Annotated in this window: 20 protein-coding genes and 2 tRNA genes; all 22 read right to left on the bottom strand. The window is 60.9% G+C overall.

Annotated features, from left to right (window positions below; translation table 11 throughout):
• Nucleotides 1-14: 14 nt before the first annotated feature.
• Nucleotides 15-88: transfer RNA gene (locus ABEA23_RS11310), tRNA-Thr, on the bottom strand.
• A gap of 81 nt (nt 89-169) precedes the next feature.
• Nucleotides 170-640 (bottom strand): hypothetical protein, encoded by a 471-nt coding sequence (locus ABEA23_RS11305; protein ID WP_345478117.1) that lies wholly within the window; start codon nt 638-640, stop codon nt 170-172.
• A gap of 32 nt (nt 641-672) precedes the next feature.
• Entirely contained in the window at nt 673-894 is a 222-nt protein-coding gene (locus ABEA23_RS11300; protein ID WP_345478116.1) for a hypothetical protein, read from the bottom strand.
• A complete protein-coding gene (locus ABEA23_RS11295; RefSeq protein ID WP_345478115.1) occupies nt 891-1,673 on the bottom strand; it encodes a PIN domain-containing protein in 783 nt (260 codons plus the stop codon). Before ABEA23_RS11295 ends, ABEA23_RS11300 begins: the two co-directional genes overlap by 4 nt.
• Entirely contained in the window at nt 1,670-1,891 is a 222-nt protein-coding gene (locus ABEA23_RS11290; protein WP_345478114.1) for a helix-turn-helix domain-containing protein, read from the bottom strand. The genes ABEA23_RS11295 and ABEA23_RS11290 overlap by 4 nt, the downstream gene beginning before the upstream one ends.
• Nucleotides 1,892-1,915: 24 nt before the next feature.
• Nucleotides 1,916-1,999: transfer RNA gene (locus tag ABEA23_RS11285), tRNA-Tyr, on the bottom strand.
• 149 nt (nt 2,000-2,148) lie between these two features.
• A complete protein-coding gene (locus tag ABEA23_RS11280; protein ID WP_345478113.1) occupies nt 2,149-5,451 on the bottom strand; it encodes an FtsK/SpoIIIE domain-containing protein in 3,303 nt (1,100 codons plus the stop codon).
• Nucleotides 5,451-5,879, bottom strand: coding sequence for a hypothetical protein (locus ABEA23_RS11275; protein ID WP_345478112.1), 429 nt, complete (start codon nt 5,877-5,879; stop codon nt 5,451-5,453). Before ABEA23_RS11275 ends, ABEA23_RS11280 begins: the two co-directional genes overlap by 1 nt.
• Before the next feature lie 43 nt (nt 5,880-5,922).
• On the bottom strand, nt 5,923-6,111 hold the full coding sequence (locus ABEA23_RS11270; protein ID WP_345478111.1) for a hypothetical protein: 189 nt from the start codon (nt 6,109-6,111) through the stop codon (nt 5,923-5,925).
• Between the two features lie 31 nt (nt 6,112-6,142).
• Nucleotides 6,143-6,589 (bottom strand): hypothetical protein, encoded by a 447-nt coding sequence (locus ABEA23_RS11265; RefSeq protein WP_345478110.1) that lies wholly within the window; start codon nt 6,587-6,589, stop codon nt 6,143-6,145.
• 198 nt (nt 6,590-6,787) lie between these two features.
• Complete coding sequence (locus ABEA23_RS11260) at nt 6,788-7,411, bottom strand: hypothetical protein (RefSeq protein ID WP_345478109.1); 624 nt, start codon at nt 7,409-7,411, stop codon at nt 6,788-6,790.
• A 58-nt stretch (nt 7,412-7,469) separates the two neighbouring features.
• Nucleotides 7,470-7,769 carry a hypothetical protein gene (locus ABEA23_RS11255; protein WP_345478108.1) on the bottom strand — a complete coding sequence of 100 codons (300 nt, stop codon included), beginning with the start codon at nt 7,767-7,769 and terminating at the stop codon, nt 7,470-7,472.
• Nucleotides 7,770-7,810: 41 nt separating this feature from the next.
• On the bottom strand, nt 7,811-8,482 hold the full coding sequence (locus ABEA23_RS11250; RefSeq protein WP_345478107.1) for a hypothetical protein: 672 nt from the start codon (nt 8,480-8,482) through the stop codon (nt 7,811-7,813).
• Nucleotides 8,483-8,768: 286 nt separating this feature from the next.
• Nucleotides 8,769-9,512, bottom strand: a complete 744-nt coding sequence (locus tag ABEA23_RS11245; RefSeq protein ID WP_345478106.1) for a PDDEXK family nuclease — start codon at nt 9,510-9,512, stop codon at nt 8,769-8,771.
• Nucleotides 9,512-9,898 carry a hypothetical protein gene (locus ABEA23_RS11240; RefSeq protein WP_345478105.1) on the bottom strand — a complete coding sequence of 129 codons (387 nt, stop codon included), beginning with the start codon at nt 9,896-9,898 and terminating at the stop codon, nt 9,512-9,514. Before ABEA23_RS11240 ends, ABEA23_RS11245 begins: the two co-directional genes overlap by 1 nt.
• Before the next feature lie 254 nt (nt 9,899-10,152).
• Nucleotides 10,153-10,548: a hypothetical protein gene (locus ABEA23_RS11235; RefSeq protein ID WP_345478104.1), complete on the bottom strand. Its 396-nt coding sequence runs from the start codon at nt 10,546-10,548 to the stop codon at nt 10,153-10,155.
• On the bottom strand, nt 10,545-12,608 hold the full coding sequence (locus tag ABEA23_RS11230) for an ATP-binding protein (protein WP_345478103.1): 2,064 nt from the start codon (nt 12,606-12,608) through the stop codon (nt 10,545-10,547). Before ABEA23_RS11230 ends, ABEA23_RS11235 begins: the two co-directional genes overlap by 4 nt.
• A 126-nt stretch (nt 12,609-12,734) precedes the next feature.
• Complete coding sequence (locus ABEA23_RS11225; protein ID WP_345478102.1) at nt 12,735-13,037, bottom strand: hypothetical protein; 303 nt, start codon at nt 13,035-13,037, stop codon at nt 12,735-12,737.
• Nucleotides 13,038-13,071: 34 nt separating this feature from the next.
• The gene (locus tag ABEA23_RS11220; protein WP_345478101.1) at nt 13,072-13,302 is read right to left on the bottom strand and encodes a hypothetical protein; all 231 of its coding nucleotides are present in this window, start codon (nt 13,300-13,302) and stop codon (nt 13,072-13,074) included.
• A 12-nt stretch (nt 13,303-13,314) separates the two neighbouring features.
• Entirely contained in the window at nt 13,315-13,995 is a 681-nt protein-coding gene (tmk, locus tag ABEA23_RS11215) for a dTMP kinase (protein WP_345478100.1), read from the bottom strand.
• A gap of 203 nt (nt 13,996-14,198) precedes the next feature.
• On the bottom strand, nt 14,199-14,510 hold the full coding sequence (locus tag ABEA23_RS11210; RefSeq protein WP_345478099.1) for a hypothetical protein: 312 nt from the start codon (nt 14,508-14,510) through the stop codon (nt 14,199-14,201).
• A 117-nt stretch (nt 14,511-14,627) separates the two neighbouring features.
• Nucleotides 14,628-15,716: a DUF2637 domain-containing protein gene (locus ABEA23_RS11205; protein WP_345478098.1), complete on the bottom strand. Its 1,089-nt coding sequence runs from the start codon at nt 15,714-15,716 to the stop codon at nt 14,628-14,630.
• Nucleotides 15,717-15,728: the final 12 nt, after the last annotated feature.

Raw genomic sequence — 15,728 nt, 5'->3', positions numbered from 1 at the left:
GCTCTCCTGCAGCGAGCCCCCTGCGAGATTCGAACTCGCAACCTACTGATTACAAATCAGCCGCTCTGCCAATTGAAGCTAAGGGGGCGGGACCGCCGTTGATGTGCATACGCGGGCTCAACGGCGAAGGCCTCGATACGCCCTGTACCGATGGGTACAAGGCTCGTTCTCAGTGACGGTGTGCGCCGATGCCGGCAGCCGTATTCTCTTCGGCCTCAGAGGTGTTCAGCCAGGCAACAAGACCATCGGCCAGCCCAGGATTGATGGAGATCATCTGGTCCTGGTATCCACCGACGAAGACAACATCTCCGTGCAGTGTGATTTCTCGGCATCCGGGAGCGTGGGAGTGCATGATCGCAGTGGCAGCGATGTTGGGCTTGACGCTGTGCTGGTAGGTACTGGGACCGGTGGATCCAGCATGTGACCCAGCGACCAGAGCCAAGTCTGGAGCCAGCTCAATCACCAGAAGGCGGCTCTCCCCGGGCATGAGGTAGTGCTCCGGGAGGTATCGGGGGTCCGGATTGAGGGTAGCTATTTCCAGGTCAGCGAAGGGGCGGCGGTCAGCGGTATCGTCCTGGGTCGCCCATGAGGGGCGTGTCACCAGGGCTGTTACCTGCTGTCCGGGGGTCTGTGCGTTCATGGGTGTTATTGCGGCCGCACCCCGGCACTTGCCTATTCGGATGCTCGTCGGGTGCGAACGATCGACTGAGCACCACCGCGGGTGATCCCCAGGTGTTTGCCGATGGTGGCGTAGCTGGCTCCTGCAGCATGTGCCTCCACGATCGCCTCGCGCCGCTTGTCGTATGCCTCAGCGGCAGCCTTTTCCAGCCTTTTAGCTTCCTCACCGAGTCTCAATGCCCGATCCAAGTGGTGGGAATAGTCGGCGTCACTCATGCCCTCTTGCTTCCTGGTCGCCCCCTCCAGTGTCCAGAGGTGAGCGTGCCGTCACGTTTAGTGTATGGATTCACCCATATCTGCCCTGACCCTGCAGTGCTCAGGGCCAAAGCGATCACTCCGGCCTGACCCAGTGAGGGTTTGGGGCGCCCTTGTCTGTTGCGTCGCGGTACATAGTCCTCCGGCGCGTAACCGTCACCGGTAAGACGTTCCCTCCCGACCGTGGCGCGCAGTGCGTGTTCGACTGCGGACACAGGGCTATGGGCTGTGCTGGCGTCAAGTTTGTCCAGCACCACATACTCAGCCGAGTGGCTCTGAGTGCGAATGGCTTGTTCGTGGGCGAACGCGAGTGCCTCAGGGTTCTCTTTGCTGATGAGATGCAGGAGTTCCCCTGTTCGCATCAGCTTTACATCATGCTCGCCCATCCACTCCCGGTCAAAATCCGAGACGTTCTCTGTCACAAGCAGGCTGGCGCGGGCTGAGAGCGCTGCGGCGAGGACGTGGATGTCTTTAGCGTCTGTGGCGCTCTCCTGCGCTACCAACACATCGCGTTGATCAACCTCTACCATCGCCTGCGGCATGTATCGCACAAGCCCGCGCTGCAGTGCTTGCGCGTCCACCGAAGTGAAGCCGAACTGCTGCTGGAGGTTGGTTCTCATCTCGTCGAGGATGCGCGGCGACCAGTGAAGGCTGTAAGCCTGCCTGCCCGCTGAATACACCACATAGTCGCGCAGGGTTCGCGAGACTAGGAGGTTGGCATCAACGACGATGCGCCTCATCGTCGGTCGCCATACCTATTGGATATCTCGGCGATCTGGTCAATGAGACCCTCTTCGCTCTCACGACTGCGCGCTTGCCGCAGTTCCTCCACGGAGTGCGCATCTATAAGTGAGGGGCTGGCTTCTTTGAGGTCACCCTCGGAGACCCACCATTTCACGGTCGCCTCGGAGGCGCCCAACGCACTGGCTGCTTCGGCCACCGTCATCGTCTTCTGCACTAAGCATCGACCTCTTTCCATCAGTCCAGGCGAGGGGATTCGAACCCACTGAAGTCTAATGACGACTGATTTACAGTCAGCCTGCTTTGTCCACTTGCATACGCCTGAATGTGTAGCTGTAGGCTATCACCTTACATCAGGGTGAGGCGAGAACTTCCAACTCACCAAATACTGCGGCCGCACCCCTTGATAAGGTGTTTTAGTGCCCCGGCTATCCCACTGGGGAAGGTTGGTTGGCCGGGGCACACCAGGGGCGCTCAGTCAGCGAAGTCCCAGTCATCGATCTCCAGCTCACCCAACTCTTGAGTCATAGGCTCCACGTCATCGGTGTCATCAATGACCTGCACTGCCGGGGAATCATCGTATTGACGCACCTGCGCCCTCCAGTCAGGACGTTCCTCCTCGGGCCAGGGGCTGACTCGGCGGTTGAGTTCCTCACGCAAGCCGCCCTGCCCGCGCGGGTCGTACCAGGACTGGATGGCCTGGGAGATCGGGGAGGTCACGGGCTCCCAGAGCCCGCGTCCCGGAGGAATAGAGTCGCCGAGGTCCGGAGCGTCGTACGGGTTGCGCAGGGCCGACTGGCGGTCCCCCAGCGTGGCACTTCCAAGAAGCCCACGCCCCAGGTTACTGCGAAGATCCGATGACCCTGGGATCGCATCAAGCGTCTTGGCCGTGAGTTTCTGAGTCGCCAGCACCAGGGTCACTTCGGCGGAACGGGCCTCGCGCGCGATTTTTCCGGCAAGAAAGCCGATTGTTTGCTTCTCCGCGTTGATCCGTACGATCTCTTCGCGTTCAGCCGAGGCCTCTGGGTCATCTGTCTTCTCCGGCGGCTTTTCCTGCATCATGAGCGAAGTGAACTCATCGAGGAAGATAATGGCGCGCGGCGGACGGACGTCACCGGGCAATTCAGAAAGCTTGGAGACCTTGTACTGGGTGATCAGCCCCTTTCGCCTGGTGACCTCAGCGTAGACATGTCGCATCATGCCCGCGGCCTCATAGACATCACCGGTCATGCCGGCAATGTGGTCCTCGGTGAAATAGAAGTCAGCACCACCCTTGGAGGGGTCTGCGATATACACTTCCCAGCCGCGAATTAGCGCACCGTACATCAAGAACTGGAGCAGGACGGATTTACCGCCACCGGAGGTACCAGCGATCAAAGCATGGGGGGTCTCACTGGGATCGTATTCGATGACCCGACCATAGATATCCACAGCGAAGGGTAGGGCCTCGGAAGAGTCGATGGCGGCATAGTCCGGCAGTGCGGGGAATGGCATGGGGTCCTGCTCGGAGACCACCAACTCGATCTGGTCAGGCTTACCGGAAGCGGCAGGCTGTGGCAGCACAAAACCCATTCCCGAGTTGGCTGAGAGTTTTGGGCGCCGGGCGGTGAAGGCCTCCAGCGCCAGGCCGGTGCCACGCAGAGAGAAGGTGAGGACATTGATCTTGTCGTTGTCCGCCACAGGCTGAGAGTCCAGCAGTCTCGGAAGCAGGCCCGACTCCGGCGTGATCCCGGAGTCAGCAAAGACGCGTTCCCACTTCAGGGCATCAAGCCGTTTCCGAGCCTTCGTCTGAAGCAGTGTGGTCGGGTTATCCGGATCAGCACCGAAGATGATGGTCAGTCCAGCTTCGTGCTTGTCGATCTGCAAGAACTCCGTGCCAATGGCTGAGCGCAGGTGGCGCTCCTTCTTCCTGACTTCGGCCAGCGTGATGCCACCATGCAGCTTAAAGTCTGCACTCCACAGGTGCTGCATCGACCGCGGGATAGTCAGCGGAGTGGCGGAAACCAGCTCTGGACGCGGTAACTTCGCATGAAAAAAGGCCTGATTGACGATGTGCTGTAGGACCCAGCGGCAGGCTGCTGAGCGGTTCGGAGGGAGACGCTTAGGGTCAGTGGGCACCGGCTGATCTGACCAGCGCACCACAAAAGCCTGCTTGTAGCGTTCTCCTGGCGCTCCACCGGGCTGCTGGTATCCGGAGAGCGAGACGAAATGCGCCTGGTCCATTGCGGTGGCCAGTTTCGACTCGTGCGGGAAAAAATCATCCTCCACGGTGAACCCTTTGCGCATGACGAATGGCAGCTCATGAATGACGACACCCCCGGGCAGTTCCTCCTGGGAGGCGACTCTCCACTGAGGGGTGGGAGCTGCTGTATCTTTGCGCAGCATTTCCGAGAATCTCTCGTTCCACATGTCCTCGTCAGCGAACTGCTGGATTGCTGTCGCGTCCACGGGGGAATCATCGGCATACTCAGCGTTCTCAAAGTCACCGATGTAGAGCTGACCCTTACGCCCGTTGGCGCGCTGATCTACAACAGCGTCGACTCCTAGCCGTTCAGCGGTGGCCGGCGCCTGGGACTTCACTGCAGAGGCATCACCGGTGAAGTCCACAGCGATGACCCGGCGCTCACCTGTGGTGATCACAGTCCAGTCGGTCATCATGCATCGCTGCATGAGCGCGGTGGTGATCCATGCGAAGAGTGCGCGCAGCTGCGCCTCAACGATCTCATCCGAGGTGGAGGAATCGGCGATGGATGGCACCTGGTCCGGGGCGGGCAGTTCGATCACGCTAAAGCGCATCAGGTCGACTGTCCCGGGCATCGGATTGCCTTGAGAGTCCAGCCGGTTCACCGGAGCGATGGCCGCATCAGCGGCACCGCCGAGAGCCGCGACCATTTGGTCCTCCTTCAAGAAGAAGGACTCGGCGTTCTCCCTGGCAGAAGTGCAGGAGAGGTCGTGCACGATCACAGGGTTCTCCGGATCGCCAAGCTCCTCGATATCCGTCAAGCGCGGAGCTGGGTCCTTCTTCATGGACCTGAAGCGCTCATCCCAGTCACGGCGCGCATTAAGGACTTGTCGCCACTTCCCCAGAGCTTGTTGTCTGGCAGCCGGGTATGTGCCTAGCATTGCCCCGGTGACGAGAGCCAGCAGAGAGACGAGGATCCCCGGCACATTCGTATAGGGGTATGCCGCCGGTGCCAGGAACAAGCCCAGGACAGCTCCCAGTGCCCCCGGGGCGATGATGGCATGTGGTGCGCGCTTGGCCTTCTTCACAGCGTCACTCACACGGGTGCCGGGGCAAATGTCGCTGAGATCGAGGGTGCACCGTCTTGCCCAGACCAGTGCCCAGATGATCACCACTGTGGATAGGCCGTTGAGCAGGGAGAACAGCGGCCACAGGGTGGCTTCGGAGGCCTCGTCGATGGGCTCAGCCACCATCGCGACGTGCCCTTGCGGCCAGTGCCACATGGCTACACCAGCCAGCAGTGCTGCGAAGAACGCATACAGGGGTGGCCAGCCAGGGAGCCATCCACGAGTGGGAAAGACCAGGCTGGCGGCTAAGGTTCGATAGAACTTGTGCTTGGCTTGAGCTGCGGCGGTCTCAGGCAGGTCTCGCTCGGATGCTCTGAACTGCGGTTGGGGGTGCTGGATGCCGGCCAGCAGGAGTGCGAGCCACAGTAGAACCATGCCGGGTAGGCCGAACATGAGTCCACCAATGCCGAGTCCAGCGCCAATGGTGATGAGAGGGACACCAACGTCCCGGGGTTGTGCAGCGGCCATCAGCTGAGAATCTCCTGGGCCAGTGCTGCGACGCGGACCTCATCCGATGTCAGCTCGGTCAGAGCGTCGATGAGATACTGCGGCAGACCTAGTGAGGGTTGGCCCTCGGGACTGTAGAAGGCTGCGTCCCCAAGGATCACCGCCTGGGATAGATGCGGGTATGACTTCTCAATGCCGTGGGCGCGCGCGATGATCGTTGCTGGCAGATTCGGCGGGATGACTTCCTGCGATGGGGATGCTGATGCTATCTGGCCCGCATGCATCACCAAATCCTCAGCCAGTGGAACGATGACCGGCGCACCGGAGAAGATCAGGTTCTCGCGGAACGTGAGGTCGAGCTTGCGTCGATCGTCAGGTACGCGGTCAATGTAGATCCGGAAAGAAAAGCTTGGGCATTCCTGAGTTCCGGACCATCGTGACTCGGTCATCAGAACCGCTGCTTTAGGCGCGGTGTTGAAAGGCCACATCAGTTCAGCCCTCCCCCGCTGGCATGTGGTGGCGTCCCGCTGTGGCCCGGTAGAGATTCAGGAATACCAGTAGGGCCAGGACCTGGGTGATCGCCAGTACTGCCAGTAGGCTCAGCACCAGCGGCGCCACAAGAACCAGGAGTGCGATGACATCGAGGGCCGCAAGGTGATAGTCACCGATGGAGAAACTCATGGCTCCTACTGCGGCCGCACCGCCGCTTCCGCTACCGACCCCGGAACAGTCGCATAAACCCCCGCTTTCGGGGACGGTGTCGCCCATTGTCCTCGCGGTACATCGCTAGCCGTTCGGCCAAGGCTTCTGCTCGCTCCTGCTCAAAGACTTTGATGCGGCGCTGCATCTCCTCATCCCTCTCGGTTCGGCGAATCCAACTGGAAATCTCTCCGCCGGCGACCTCGGCATTGGGACTCAGGTAGTGAAGCCTGTTGATGGCTGCCGGCAGGTCGTCCTCCAGCACCTGCGTCTGGTGCTGAATGGCGAGCACGACGGCCTGGGAGATGACATGCGATTGCGCGTGATCGACGGTGGGTGGAGAACTCTTGGCATAGGCCTCGGCCAGGCTCATCTCCCTGGCTCGCACCAGCGGGGTGAACTTTGTGACATAGAAGTTGATCAGCTCGGAGTACGCAGGGTCTTTCAGATTCGTGTTCATATGCTCATGATGGGCCTCTGATCAGGGGAAATCCACCGACAAGCACGTCCAAGCAACTCTTCTGTGGAGTGCTCGTATCGTTCTCTACTCGTTTATGAACACAAAACGATATGCTGTGAATTTAGTCACATCCCGCAGATTCGGGGCTCATTTAGCCCGTTCGCCTGCGGTCCTCTTTGGCGCTCCTAGAGAGATGCTCTAATCAGTCAGGAGCTTGTCTCGGGCGGACTCTGCTTCCTGTCGAGTCGGGTAGTCAGGATGGGGAGCATCGGCGGTGATCACGGCAGTGGTCTCAGAGTGTGTCTGGTCCCAGGTGTCGAGGATTTCCTGCTCACTGAAGTGGTCATAGAGCACGTTCTCGTACTCTTCCGGATCGAAATCATCGTCATAGAGGGCCTTGCCGCTGGTGTCCTCGGCTCCATCCACGTAGTAGCTCAGGTCTAGGTCTCCGTCGCGGCGTCGGGAGCGGATGATGATCTTGCTCAGCCCATCGGACTTCATGCGATCAGCGACGTCGTGGGCAATCAGCGCGTGGAGGACCTTCCTGCGGTGATTCAGCGCCTCCTCGGCACGCTCCACCAGTGCTGCCAGTTGCGTAGTTTTGGCCTGGCTTGCGGCGCGCTCATCGTTCTTCGCCTTGCGCCGGCGTGCCAGCTCATCCACTTCGAGATCTGCCCGTGCCAGGGGTGCGGTGACGTCGTTCGTTGAGTCACCGCTCAGCTCCACGGCTGACTCCCCCGCGGTACCGCCACCCCTCTTCGCCTGAGAAGTGCCTTTGATCTTGTGCTGGTTGGTGCCGCGTCCGCCGCCGGTTTTACTCATGGTGATGACTGTGGCCGGGCCTTAGATCGGCTTGACTCCCCAGACTCGTGCGAAACAGTCATAGGGACTTGCCGGCTGATTCCCATCGCTGTTGGACATCGCGTTCCTTCTCCCGGGCCTGGTCTTTGGGGATGCCGAGGGCTGTCAGCACGTCTTCGTTGTACTCCTTGGCCTTCCCGTACGCTACGGCCTTGCCTGCGTGAAACGACATCAGCATTCCCAGCAGCGTGCCCAGTGCCACAAGAGCAGCGACAATGACCGCTCCGAGAAGATCCCAGAGGTGATATGCGGCAATAAATCCGAGTCCGAAAGTCCAGGCCATGGGAATTAGTACATACGTCAGCTTGTCCTTGAGCATCGCGCCTCCTGTTACGTGTTGAGATTGACGGGCCTTGGGTCTTAGCTGGGTTCAGGTGTCTCGGCTTCGTCGAACTCGTCCCAGCCTTCGGCGCCGCAGCGCTTGCACATCCACTGACGCATGGTTTCGTCCTCGTATGTGATCACCTGGTCGTGGTCGAACGTCATGCCGCATGCCCATTCCTCCTCATCCTCATCGTCGTCATCACCGTCGAATCCGGAGTGCTCAGGGGTTGTGGCGGGCTCCGGGGCGGGAGGGTTCAGTGCGCTCTCTAGCCGCTGATCCAGGGCACGGGTCCATTCCGATGTCAGGGGGATGCGTTCCTCTGTGAAGCCGGGGGCTTCCATGTCGCTTCTGGCAGTGGTGAGCTTGATGTGGGGTCCACCCATGTCATCGGGCCAGTCGGCTCTCACTTCGAGGTCTGCGCTGGCACTGGTGCCGGCGTGATGTGTGGCCGTCACGTTGACCACGCCGTCCTCAGGATGAGCAGTGGCCTGGATGTCGCTGACTCCGGGATCTTGGTCCAGTTTCTTGCGGACTGCGTTCACTGCATCGGTGGCTACCGAATAACCCTTGTCCTGTCCGTAGTACTGCGGTTTGGCAGCCAGCACCACCGAAGACTCGCTGCCTGCGGCATCGCTAGTTATCTTCGCCTGAGAGGTGCCTTTGATCTTGTGCTGGTTGGTGCCGCGTCCGCCGCCTGTTTTGCTCATACTTCCTCCTGTGGCCGGGTGCTGTTGCTCAGGATCGCCGTGGGCCTACTGCGTTGCTAGTAATACGAGCCAAGCAGCAACGCCGGCTACTGGGACGCAGGTGAAGAAGACGGCAGGGAAGATGAAGTAGGCGGAATCGTATCTCTCGTCAGCGAGTAACTGAATCACCAGGATCAGTCCCCGGACGCCGAGGGCGATGAGTAAGCAGGCTTGCATCCACATGGTTACGAGGTTCTTGGCTCTGCCTGGTGTGGTGTCATGCTGATCATTGCGGTCGCGCGTGAGGTTAGATTTTCGAGTAGTTCTTGGGCCAGGAGCGAGGAGGCAGGGGTCGTCCTGCTCGCCGGCGGATCATCAGCTCGGCGGCGTCTCGGTGCTTGGTCACGTCGAATCGGTTGTTGACGATCGGAATGCGCGCTGCGGTCCGATAGGCGAAGTCCACAATGGGGTCCGGGGGTTGGCGTGCCTGTGGGGGCTTCAGCAGGTGGTTGCCGACCTCATCGGTGGCATGGGATCGAGTGACTTTTCGGGCGTCGAAGTGCATGATCGCGTCGGTGACGCGCTGCAGCATCCAGCCCTCATCTGTGCGCGCGAAGATCGTGTGAGCGGTGGCTGCGACGTTGGGGTCTTTAGTGCGGATCAGCATGGTGTGCATGGGGGTGCAGCCATCCTTTGGTGGTTTGACTTCTCCCCCGATGAGCACGAACCGTGACTCCTCATAGGGGTGTTCGCGCTGTGGCAGGGGGTTCTGGCCGGCCACGGAGAGCACGGCTTTTCGCAGTGCATCTGAGCGGCGAAAGAACGGGACACCTTTGACTTCCAGCCAGATGTGCAGTTCTGGAAGATAGAAGTCGGGCTTGTACCAGAGCTTATCGGCTAGCTGATAGTGAGAGGGTTCGAAGTCCCAGTTCACTCCAAGGAGATCCAGGAGCAACGCCCATCGTGCCTCCAGCCCGGAGACGAATATTCGCCCTGAGTAGGAGACCTCTTTTCCGGTGGGGATGGGGACTCCGCGGACCATGCGTGCCATCAGTGGTCCTTATCGACGAAACCCTCGCCGAACACTGGCGTGCCGCTGTTGGTGAACTTCCGGATTGCTTCTGGGTAGCGGTGAGGCTGCATTGCTGCCCGGAATCGTTCTGCTTGCGGCCATGTGCGCACTGCGGTGTAGGTAGTGTCGACTCCGGTGACGCTGCGGACTATGGGCAGGGTGAGGGATCGCAGGGAGGGCACTACCAGGGCGAGCACGTTTGAGCGCTTGACCTTGGCGGTGCGCGGGCGCAGTAGCAGTGTTGGTTCAGTGATTTCCGGGTCCACCACGATGATCCGCTGGTTCAAGTTCTCGGTGCTCGCATAGGCAGCGGCGAGAAAGTGGTCGAGCTCGCGAAGCTCCCGGGGATAACGGGTGATGCTCATGGTCTGCATGTCCTCTACTGCGGCCGCGACATCGCAGGTCGGCGCACGAGGCCTAGTCCGCGGAGGATTCACCCTTCGGCAGGAAGCCGCGAGCTGTGGTGTCCCCCTGGTGGCACGGGCACGAGCACGGCCCCACACTGCCAGTGGTGATGGGACAGGGTCCACGTTGCGCCTCTGCGCCGCTGTCAGGGTCAGGCTGTGGGTCGTGCTGGCCAGCCAGGCACCACCCCAGGGGCGTACTGGGTGCAGTCTGCTCACTCATCAGCTAGAACCTTCGGCTTGATCGTGTACCGGGTGGGCTTCAGGTACTTCCCTGGGCACCCGTTACGGAGGAAGCAGGTTTTCTTGTCCATTGCCTTGGACGAGGACTGGTCGTAGAGCACCCAGTTCCCGCACTCGGCACACACCGCGACGGCGACCTTGACGGGGGCGCGGCGCTGATGCTCCAGCAGTGGCCCCCAGGACTCAAGATCCTCCAGGGCGACGGGGATGTCAGGTGCTTCAAAGCGCTTCAAGACCGTCTGCGCCATCTTCGGGTTGCGCAGAGCTGTCAGCGCCTGAGCCCAGCTCTCAGCCTTGGTTAGGGTGAGGATGAGGATCCCCGCGCCTGCGATGTCGGCCTTCTGCTGTGGTGTCATATTGATGCTCACGATGCGTCCTCCAGGCTCCAGCTCAGGAGGAACCCGGCAATGACCGCGGCCCTATCAGCAGGTGCCAGACCTGAGCTGAGAGCGCCGCGCAGTCGCTCAACTTTCTCCGGCCAGACAGCAGAATTACTTGTCCGATTCAGGATGCGGTACGAGGTCAACCACGTTTCCGGGTCCAAACCCGACTCAGCAACCTTCTTGGTCACCGATGCCATCGTCGAACCCGAGAGCACCTTCTTGGCCAGCTTCCTGGACTTCTCAAAGTCTGCAGATACTGCCAGCTTGAAGCTCTCGCCGGTTTTGTGAACCTCTTCTGCGAGTTTCTGGATCTCGTTGGCGGCACGTTCCACTGACCATGGGAGCCTCTTGAAGTCTCGTGGAGCATGTCCGTCATAGTGAGACCAGGCCTTCAGCACAGCGGACTCTAAAGCGGTAAGGGGCTTCTCCAGCAATCCGATGTAGCCAGTGAGCGCTTCACGCAGTGACACGATGGGTAGTCCGATACGTGACTGCGCCGCCTTGCTGCTGTGCTGTGGGGATAGCATCACCACGGCTAAGGAGGTTCCATGCACCGTCCTCAGCGCAGTCTTATACGTTGACCGGACGCCCCCGCCGGAGTCCGCCTGGATAATCGTGATGGAACTGTACTTTTCTCGGATCGTCTCGGGGGTGTACACGTGCTCGGAACCGCCGAGGTCCAGGACCCGGTAGTGAACCTCACGCGCCGTACTGGCATTCCGAGGCAGGGAACGCACCGGCTGGTAGGAGCTAAGCTGCTCTGCGCTCAGCACAGGGAACCCGGCAGCAGCAATGGTCGGAAGATCACTGACGGGAGCGGCTACCAGGAGAGCTGGTTCTTGAGCACCAGACGTGAAATCGCTGTGGTCCCAGAGCCAGCGGCGTACTTTGGGTGAGGACGTGCTGGTGTGCTCCACGAAGGCCAGCCGATCCAGTGACGTGCGCCTGATTCTATCGACTGCGGACCCGGGACTCGACACGGAACCCAGTCTCTTCCGCTTGGAGTCGCTGTCTATGGTCGTGGCAGCGTAGCGGCGGCTGCGGTACGCGGTGTCTATCATGAGTTCCGCGATGTGCTTCCACACACTGGTGGGCATTGCCGTGCCAGGGTGACGGTGACTCATGACGTTGTAAAGGGTCTGCCAGGGATTCTCGCCGAGGAACCTCTGCTCTGCTTCATCCAGCCAGTTGCTTTTAATGTACTCCAGCAGCGCCTCGGCGTTGGTGGTGGAGTCAATGATGGATTCACGTGTCGGGGAGATTCGCACGAGACTCATGGGGACCTCGACGGCGAAACCGGGTGTCAAGTGCTTGGTCAGTATTGTGTTGACCCCATCGGGGATGGCGTATGACATCCGCCCCATGATGACGCGGTTGCCGTCGAAGGTGTCCTTGATGAGTCGGCTCACCACGGCGTACCCGCCCTCGGGCAGGGGTGAGCGGGGATCTTCAGGGGTCTTGCCGTTGACTTTGACGGCTCCACCGGTGAAGCACAGTGCACGTTCAGCCAGGCGGTCCCAGTCCACGCTGGGGTCAGCGGGCAGTGTCACCGTGGTACCAGAGGGTGCTGTCGTTTCCTCGGTGGTGAATTCGGCGATGTGTGGGCCATCGTCTTTCATGATCGCCACCAGCCGGGTTGCGACCCCGTCCCTGGTTGTCTCAACGGTGATCACATCGGCAATGGCGAAGCCCGACTTGGAGCCAATGCCGTAATGCCCGATGGCGCTATTGGTGGAGCGTTTAGAGGAAGAGACGTAGGTGGCGAAGCGCTGCCGGGCGACTTCTGGGGTCATGCCGATGCCGTGATCGACGATCCTCAACTGCGGGTTCAGGTGGGTGGGCAGGTATACCTCGACTGGACGTGTGGTCCCTGCCTCCACGTGTGCGTCGATGCCGTTGGCGGTGTACTCCCGCAGTGCGGCCTCATGATGATTGGTGTAGAGGCTGGAGAGGATTTCGGCCAGCACTCCCCCTTCATCCGGGGCGACCCCCATTCGTTCGGTGTCGAGGGTGGTCTCGGTGGTGACGGTGGCGGTGGCCTGCATGGATTCTCCTTGGTGCGTCGTGGTTGCACCGGCTACTGCGGCCGCACTGTCGCCTTGTCAGCCCGCGTGGTCTCGCAACCGAGCCAGGAGGTGGGGATTGTTCATATGCGCTCGTCCTTTACCGAGCTAGTGCGCCAATGACTCATCCGCTGTCTTTTGTGCTTCCAGGACTGCTTCGACGGCTTTCCGTGCGGTGTCAGCTGTGACCTTATGGCGTTCCAGGCGTGCCTCATAGAGGCCTGGACCTCGGTAGGCTACATCGATCCAGCCCTCGCGCACCCAGATGGATGCTTCTCGTTCATCAGGGTTGGTGTAGAGAAACCTGCGGTAGGGGAAGAGGCGGCGCAACGATGCCGCAATGTTCCTGGCGATGCGCCGGTCCTCAGCCTCAGTGGTCTCTAGAGTGTTGCTCGTGCTGTGAGCCGACATGGGGTGCTCCTCTGTGCTGGGGTGGGGTGTCACCTCACACTGCGGCCGCTCCCTGGTCTTCGGGGTCCCACAGTACGGTCAGGGGCAGGGAGAGGAATCCCCATTCCACTGGCTGTCGGGATCCCAGTAGGACGCAGCGTTCCTGGTCGTAGCGGCAGGCGATGGTGCCGCTGGCTGAACGAACCACTGTGCCGATAGCTGCGGCTTCCCTGTCCTTCTCCTCGGTGATAACCCGGTACTTGGGGCGTTCCTGAGCGGTTGTCATGGGCGATCCTTCTTAGCCGAGGTCCAGGTGGTCAGTGTCCGGGGACAGAAACTGGGAAGCGAGGTGGATCCACACTTGGTGGTGGATTTCGGTGGGGTGGCGGGTGCCGTCTAGCACGAGAAAGCGCTGGGGGTTGGAGGCCGCCAGTTGGAGGAACTCTTGGCGAACGCTTTCATGGAACTCAGTACCTGCGCTCTCCATACGGTCCTCACCGCCACGGTTATTGCGTCGATGGGCGGAGACCTCTGGTGGTACATCCAAAAGTAGGGTCAGGTCGGGTGTCATGCCCTGGGCACCCAGGCGACACGCACTATCTACGACGTCGCTGGGGAGACTGCGGCCAGCTCCCTGATAGGCCCGGGTGGAGTCCTCGAAGCGGTCGCAGAGCACCCAGTGTCCCTGGTCGAGGGCGGGTCGGATGACCTCATCTACATGGTTGGCGCGGTCGGCGGCAAAGAGCAGCAGCTCTGCTTGAGGCCCAATCCGGGCATCGGATGAGTCCAATAGGAGTGAGCGGATGCGCTTGCCGGTCTGCGTTCCGCCTGGCTCGCGAGTGGTGACCACCTGCAGGAGGTCGCCGTTGGATTGCCGGGTTTTCCGAAGTCGGGTGGCGAGGGCGTTGAGCTGGGTGGTTTTGCCCGCTCCATCTGGGCCTTCAAAGGTGATGAAAATACCGCGTCCTGCTGGTGTCACAGTGTGCCTTTCAGGTCCGGCGCCGGTCGGTACACCGATGATTGCGGCCGCAGTGTCTGCGTTGAGGAGGACATCGTCCCGCGGCACATGCTCGCGGCTGCCTCAGTTGACACCTGAGGGACAAGCAGCGCCCCCGGGTCACCTGGGGATTGCTAGTGCTCCCGCGTCACCCAGGGGAGAGACCGTCTGAGCCGTGATGGTCCTCAGCGGTATTCACCCACGGGCCTGAAAGTCGTGGTGATTGCCTGCATGCGCTGCCACCGCCGCCGAGTGAACGCGGGGTCTTCCCGCTCTTTGGCCCACAATCCCTCGACAGGAGTTTCCATCAGTGTGTCGGGGCGGTCCTCGGCCCGGGCTGCCTCCCGGAACGTGAACCCCATCCGGTGGGTGATGGCCTGGGCTAAGCCTTTGAGGTAGCGGCGGGTGTCAGCATCGATACTGCCGAAGTTCTCCTTATGTGCAGCCACCATCTCCTGATGAATGATCTGCACGATCTGGTCCTGCTCCTGGGTCATGCCGGCAAGTGTAGAACCCGGTGCTTGAGGCGTGAGACGGTGCAGGCCCCATGAGCGACCTCAGGTGAGGCTGCCTATCTCATGGGGCCTGCTGGATTATTAGCCTGGTGGCTTGTTCTAGGCCTGGGTGAGGAAGATCTCCGGGCGCTGGTCTCGTAATGCCACCAGGCGGCGATAGCCGGTCTTCTCTACGCACCCGAAGTGATGGGCGATGTCGTGCTTGGTGGTGTCCAGTCCCTGTTTGGTGCGGGAGCTGATGAACTCTGCGACCTCATCCATGGGGGCAGGATTCTGTCGCTGAACAGGCTCAGGCTCGGGAGCAGGCTGGGTGAGCTGAGACAGCTGTGCGGGGTCCGTAATGAGACCCTCACGCATAGCGTTGATGGTCAACTCATGCTTCACCCGCGCGACCTCCAGCTTGGCGTGGTGCTCCTCTCGACGCATCTGGCGCTCCTGCTGCTCCATGGCCTGCTGGTGTTCTCGCTCCTCCCGCTCAGATTCCAGCTTCTCCCGGCGCAGAACCATCTCCTGCTGGCGTCGCATGTCTCGATACCGCGAGTTCGGATCCTCCACGGCCACGGAGGCAAGCTGCTCGGTGGCGGCGAAGACTGCGAACGGGACCATGCCAGCAATGGTGGCACCGACGATGGACTGCCATTGGACGTCCTGCGGGTAGGAGAGGGCGTGGGAGACGTTGGCGACGATGGAGAGGCAGGTGAAAATGGCCAGCATCATCCAGGATTTCCAGATCGATTCACCGCGGGCGCGATGGATGAGGACTGAACCGGCATAGACGAGGATGGCCAGGTCGATGAAGGTCGGCACCGCCCAGTGCATCCACCAGGGCAGGCCGAGCCACGCGGCGACCTCCATGAGAGCGACAAAGGAGATCGCGAAGGCGACCAGTCCCGCGATGATCACTCCAATGGTGATCGCCAGGATGAAGGCCCGGGAGTCCGGATTGATGCGGTGGCTGACCGAAGCGGGGGCCTGGACTGGTGTAGGCTTCTGGCGGTCGCTGGATGTCCGCATCTTGTGATCCACCTCCTCGGTGCCCTCGGATGAGTCCTGTCTGTCCGGGGGCACCACTGGGTTCTGCTCAGACATACGCTGGTTGGACTGAGGCCTGGACACGGTCCTGGCCTGGTCCTGGTCTGTGTCCAGGTCGAGTCGAACAGTGGGGTCCGTGATGATCTGTGAACTCATAGTCGGTACTGC

The sequence above is a fragment of the Nesterenkonia rhizosphaerae genome, from assembly GCF_039544555.1.
Taxonomy (GTDB): Bacteria; Actinomycetota; Actinomycetes; order Actinomycetales; family Micrococcaceae; genus Nesterenkonia; species Nesterenkonia rhizosphaerae.
Note: the sequence above shows the minus strand (reverse complement) of the source record. Positions and strands in the feature narration are given on the sequence as shown.

What these genes read in the sequence shown, in the direction of transcription:
- ABEA23_RS11230 (WP_345478103.1), bottom strand. Translation starts at nt 12,608, where the DNA reads ATGCAGGCCACCGCCACCGTCACCACCGAGACCACCCTCGACACCGAA.
- ABEA23_RS11240 (WP_345478105.1), bottom strand. Translation starts at nt 9,898, where the DNA reads ATGAGCATCACCCGTTATCCCCGGGAGCTTCGCGAGCTCGACCACTTT.
- ABEA23_RS11300 (WP_345478116.1), bottom strand. Translation starts at nt 894, where the DNA reads ATGAGTGACGCCGACTATTCCCACCACTTGGATCGGGCATTGAGACTC.
- ABEA23_RS11220 (WP_345478101.1), bottom strand. Translation starts at nt 13,302, where the DNA reads ATGACAACCGCTCAGGAACGCCCCAAGTACCGGGTTATCACCGAGGAG.
- ABEA23_RS11205 (WP_345478098.1), bottom strand. Translation starts at nt 15,716, where the DNA reads ATGAGTTCACAGATCATCACGGACCCCACTGTTCGACTCGACCTGGAC.
- ABEA23_RS11275 (WP_345478112.1), bottom strand. Translation starts at nt 5,879, where the DNA reads ATGACCGAGTCACGATGGTCCGGAACTCAGGAATGCCCAAGCTTTTCT.
- ABEA23_RS11280 (WP_345478113.1), bottom strand. Translation starts at nt 5,451, where the DNA reads ATGGCCGCTGCACAACCCCGGGACGTTGGTGTCCCTCTCATCACCATT.
- ABEA23_RS11210 (WP_345478099.1), bottom strand. Translation starts at nt 14,510, where the DNA reads ATGACCCAGGAGCAGGACCAGATCGTGCAGATCATTCATCAGGAGATG.
- ABEA23_RS11245 (WP_345478106.1), bottom strand. Translation starts at nt 9,512, where the DNA reads ATGGCACGCATGGTCCGCGGAGTCCCCATCCCCACCGGAAAAGAGGTC.
- ABEA23_RS11225 (WP_345478102.1), bottom strand. Translation starts at nt 13,037, where the DNA reads ATGTCGGCTCACAGCACGAGCAACACTCTAGAGACCACTGAGGCTGAG.
- ABEA23_RS11260 (WP_345478109.1), bottom strand. Translation starts at nt 7,411, where the DNA reads ATGAGTAAAACCGGCGGCGGACGCGGCACCAACCAGCACAAGATCAAA.
- ABEA23_RS11305 (WP_345478117.1), bottom strand. Translation starts at nt 640, where the DNA reads ATGAACGCACAGACCCCCGGACAGCAGGTAACAGCCCTGGTGACACGC.
- ABEA23_RS11255 (WP_345478108.1), bottom strand. Translation starts at nt 7,769, where the DNA reads ATGCTCAAGGACAAGCTGACGTATGTACTAATTCCCATGGCCTGGACT.
- ABEA23_RS11270 (WP_345478111.1), bottom strand. Translation starts at nt 6,111, where the DNA reads ATGAGTTTCTCCATCGGTGACTATCACCTTGCGGCCCTCGATGTCATC.
- ABEA23_RS11250 (WP_345478107.1), bottom strand. Translation starts at nt 8,482, where the DNA reads ATGAGCAAAACAGGCGGCGGACGCGGCACCAACCAGCACAAGATCAAA.
- ABEA23_RS11295 (WP_345478115.1), bottom strand. Translation starts at nt 1,673, where the DNA reads ATGAGGCGCATCGTCGTTGATGCCAACCTCCTAGTCTCGCGAACCCTG.
- ABEA23_RS11265 (WP_345478110.1), bottom strand. Translation starts at nt 6,589, where the DNA reads ATGAACACGAATCTGAAAGACCCTGCGTACTCCGAGCTGATCAACTTC.